We start from the raw sequence: 4421 nt of genomic DNA, 5'->3' as shown, positions 1-4421 counted from the left end.
TTGACGTTGGCGGCGATTATGGCGATGGTGACGTTTCGCTATGAGTGGCGTTTCGCGTTAGCGGCGATTATCGCGATTGTTCATGATATCGTGATTACATTTGGTTTTGTATCCTATTTTGAGATCGATTTTAATATCGAGAGTGTTGCAGCACTGCTTATGATTTTGGGCTATTCGATCCACGATACTATTATCGTATATGATCGTATCCGCGAACATATCCAAGAGTCTAAAAACAGTGATTTCGTGATGATCGTAAATGAGGCGGTTTCACGTACTCAGTCACGAACTACGTTGACCTCTTTAACGGTTTTCTTTGTAGTTTTGACCCTTTTCTTATTCGGCGGAGACATCATGCTCGGATTCAGCTTCCCGATGCTGGTGGGTGTTGTCATCGGAACCTATAGCTCTATTTTCGTTGCGGCACAGCTCGTTGTTTGGACGGGATTTAGTGTTGCCGATTATCGTCAAAAAATGGCTGAAAAAGTCAAAATGCGTGCTGAAAAAGAGAAAATGCGTGCTCAATTCGAGCAGGGCATTGTATAAATAGGAGTTTTGTTTGAATTATATCCCCTCTGAGATAGAGACCAAATGGCAAAAATTTTGGGCAGAGCATAAAAGCTTCGAGCCGAGTGAAGATTTTACCAAGCCGAAAAAATATATCCTCAGTATGTTCCCTTTCCCAAGCGGACGGCTCCACATGGGGCATGTCCGTAACTACACCCTCAGTGATACGTTTGCCCGCTATTACCGTCAACAAGGTTTTAATGTTCTCCATCCGATAGGGTTTGACAGTTTTGGTATGCCTGCGGAAAATGCGGCGATTAAAAACGGTTCACACCCTAAAACATGGACGTATGATAATATCGATTATATGAAAAAAGAGTTCGCTTCGTTGGGCTTTTCGTTCTCAAAAGATCGTGAACTTGCAACCAGTGATGAACTCTATACGAAATTCGAGCAGGGCTTTATCATCGATATGTACGAACGTGGGCTTTTATACCGTAAAGAGGGGATGCTCAACTGGTGCCCGCACGATTTGACCGTTTTGGCGAACGAACAAGTGGTCGATGGGTGCTGTTGGCGTTGCGATACCCCTATCGTTAAAAAAGAGATGAATCAATATTATTTTAAAATCACCCAATACGCCGATGAGCTTTTGGAAGATTTGAAAAAGTTAGAGGGTGGATGGCCGAAGCAGGTATTGACGATGCAGGAGAACTGGATCGGCAAATCGAACGGATTGGCATTTGATCTCTTTTTCGATGAGGAGAGTAAAACTACGCTAAGTGGAGAGTTTGAGAGTTTCGATGTCTTTACCACCCGTCCCGATACGATTTATGGGGTTTCTTATACGGCGTTAGCTCCTGAGCATCCTATCGTCACGGCTATGATTGAGAAAGCTCTTTTGAGTGATGAGGTGATTGATCAAATCAAAGCGATGAAAAACAGCTCCTCTATCGACCGTCAAAAAGAAAAATCGGGAGTTTCTTTAGGGCTTAATGTCATCCATCCACTTACTCACAAAACGGTTCCGGTGTGGGTTGCGAATTTCGTCCTTATGGATTACGGTAGCGGTGCGGTTATGGCGGTTCCTGCCCATGATGATCGTGATTTTGATTTTGCCCAAAAATACGATTTGCCGATCCATGCCGTGATTAAACCGCTTGAGTCTGAATTGAATTTGACGAAAGCTTATACCGATACAGGGATTATGTTTAATTCACAAGCATTTGATGGGATGAACTCCAAAGAGGCGCAGGCTAAAGTGATCGAGCACTTTGAATCACTGAAAATCGGACAAAAAACGACCAATTACAAACTCAAAGATTGGGGAGTTTCGCGTCAACGCTATTGGGGTGCACCGATCCCGTTTGTCTATTGTAAGAATTGTGGTTTGGTGATGGAGAAAAAAGAGAATCTCCCGATCGCCTTGCCGCACGACATCGAGATCACCGGAGAGGGAAATCCACTAGAGAAACACCCGACATGGAAACACTGCAAATGCCCGAAATGCGAAAAAGATGCCATTCGTGAGACTGATACGATGGATACGTTCGTGGAATCAAGTTGGTACTTTTTACGCTTTTGCGCTTCACCTGCAAACTGGGAGAGCGAAGCATTTTCAAGCGAGCAAATCAAATACTGGATGGGTGTGGATCACTACATCGGTGGTATCGAACACGCTATTTTACATCTGTTGTACGCACGATTTTTTACCAAAGTGTTCCGTGATTTGGGATATGTCAATTTTGATGAGCCGTTTGAGAAACTGTTGACACAGGGGATGGTGCTCAAAGACGGGGCAAAAATGTCCAAATCCAAAGGCAATACCGTCGATCCTGATGCGATAATCCTAAAATACGGTGCTGATACGGCGCGTCTCTTTATTCTTTTTGCCGCACCACCAACCCAAGAGTTGGAGTGGAACGACAGCGCCGTTGAGGGGGCATATCGATTCCTAAAACGGTTTGCCGATAGAGCACAAAACGTCAATAAAATGAATACACTTGCGAGCATCAATCACGCTTCTTTGTCCAAAGAGGAAAAAAACGCCCGTAAAAAAGTGTATGAAGCACTCAAGCGTGCCCAAGAGGTGTTTGTCGAGCGGTATACTTTTAATACCATGATTGCAGGGGTTATGGAGGCGATGAATGCGCTGAATGAGCAATCCAATCGTGATGTATGGAGCGAAGGATACTGGATTTTGACCTCTATTATGGAGCCGATTATCCCTCACTTGTGTTGGGAACTCTCCAGTGAGCTATTCAACCGACACAATCTCAAAGAGCAAGTTGTTTTAGAGGAAGTGTTTGAAGTAGACGCACTGGTTTTGGGTGTTTCGATTAACGGGAAAAACCGCGCTACCATCGAAGTAGGCGTTTCGGAGTCTCAAGAAACGGTTATCGAGATCGCAAAAGCAGCCGTAGAGAAGTGGATAGAGGGAAAAGAGATTGTGAAATCGATCGTGATTCCGGGCAAACTAGTGAATTTGGTCATTAAAGGGTAAGAAAATGAGATACTGGATACTGATTGCTTTGATCCTTTTTAGCGGATGCGGCTATCAGCCAGCAAGCCATTATGCCAAAAACGTAGTAGGTGAGAGTGTCAGTACCGAAGTGGTGATTTCGATGGAAGACCCTCAAAATACGGTTCTTATTAAAGATGCAGTAGATATGGCGGTAATTACAAAATTTCGCACATCACTTGTTTCTAAAAATATTTCACAAACCCATCTTAAAATTGCGATTGGCTCGGTTGGTTTTACACCTTTACGCTATGATACGAATGGTTATATTATCACGTACCGTACGACTGTAGTAATGTCGATTGATCGTGTTAGCGGAGATAAAAAAACATCGTATTCGACGCAGGGGACGTATGACTTTGCGATTGAACCGAATGCAATTATTACCGATCAAGCTCGTTTTGAAGCGATACGACAAGGTTCACAAAAAGGACTTGATTCGTTTGTCGCTCAAGTAGCGGCACAAGGTGTGGAATCGAAATAAGGGGTAAATTATGACCATTAACCAAATCGTTCGAAATACGGTGGAACGTCTAAAGAGTGAGGGAAAAGTATGGACGCCTGATACTTACGCTGAAATATTTTGTTCTGAAGCTAAAAAAGCAGGATTCGCGGTTGAAGACTGTAGTGGTATTGATCGTTATGTAACTCTTTTAGATAAAAAAACTGCAGATGAAATAAAACAATATCGTGTTAAAACGACAGCGGAATTGGTTCGCTTTTTAATCTCTAAACTAAGTCGTCTTAATCCAGGGGAAGCATCGATACTAGTAGAACTTTTAAGTTCGTTAGCCAAACAAATAGCGCTGAGTATTGATGCATTGCATAATCCTGAAGCATCAGCATTGGCTAAAAAAACAATAGCAATATTAGAAACTCAGGGTGGGACGACACAGATTGAATTACTCAAACAGGCTTGGATAAATTTTCTGGCTTTATATGATGATTCATTTTTTACAAAATTGGGACAATTTGGGGCGATCGATACTTCTAATTTACGCCAAACCATTGAAAATCTGAATTTTCATGAAGGCACGACAGAAAATATAAGTTATATAAAAATAGTTCAATTGCTTCTTTCTTCACTTGTGCCATCTATTGCACCTACCATGGATACGACAACGATTCAATTATCTCAAAAGTTAAGAGATAAGCCTGAGTATATTGCAACAGTGGAATGTGAAAAAGAGCTGAAAACTGCTATTGCCATTCGGGTAGCATTGGATAAGCAAAGTGTTGAAGAGATGGTTAGTGCACTTGATAGGTTATTGGAAAAACTTTCTACACAGTTGATTGAATTGATTGAACGAAGTGAAAATTCAACTATTGAAATTCGAGAAGTTAAGCGCGATCTTGAAGCACTAGAGAGTAATAAACCGACCGATTTTAAAAT

Annotated in this window: 3 protein-coding genes and 1 pseudogene; all 4 read left to right on the top strand. The window is 42.1% G+C overall.

Translation table 11 applies throughout. From position 1 onward, the window contains the following. Window positions 1–546 (top strand): protein translocase subunit SecF (gene secF, locus WA010_RS04930; protein WP_422556035.1); only part of this gene is annotated, 546 nt, incomplete at its 5' end. 13 nt (window positions 547–559) lie between these two features. Further along, a complete protein-coding gene (gene leuS, locus WA010_RS04925) occupies window positions 560–3010 on the top strand; it encodes a leucine--tRNA ligase (RefSeq protein WP_422556034.1) in 2451 nt (816 codons plus the stop codon). A 4-nt stretch (window positions 3011–3014) separates the two neighbouring features. Beyond that, a complete protein-coding gene (gene lptE, locus WA010_RS04920) occupies window positions 3015–3512 on the top strand; it encodes an LPS assembly lipoprotein LptE (protein ID WP_422556033.1) in 498 nt (165 codons plus the stop codon). Window positions 3513–3522: 10 nt separating this feature from the next. Further along, a pseudogene (locus tag WA010_RS04915) lies at window positions 3523–4421 on the top strand (GGDEF domain-containing protein); the annotation flags it as partial.

This window comes from Sulfuricurvum sp., assembly GCF_049305995.1.
GTDB lineage: Bacteria > Campylobacterota > Campylobacteria > Campylobacterales > Sulfurimonadaceae > Sulfuricurvum.
This window is presented reverse-complemented; position numbering and strand designations above follow the sequence as displayed.

What these genes read in the sequence shown, in the direction of transcription:
- lptE (WP_422556033.1), top strand. Translation starts at nt 3,015, where the DNA reads ATGAGATACTGGATACTGATTGCTTTGATCCTTTTTAGCGGATGCGGC.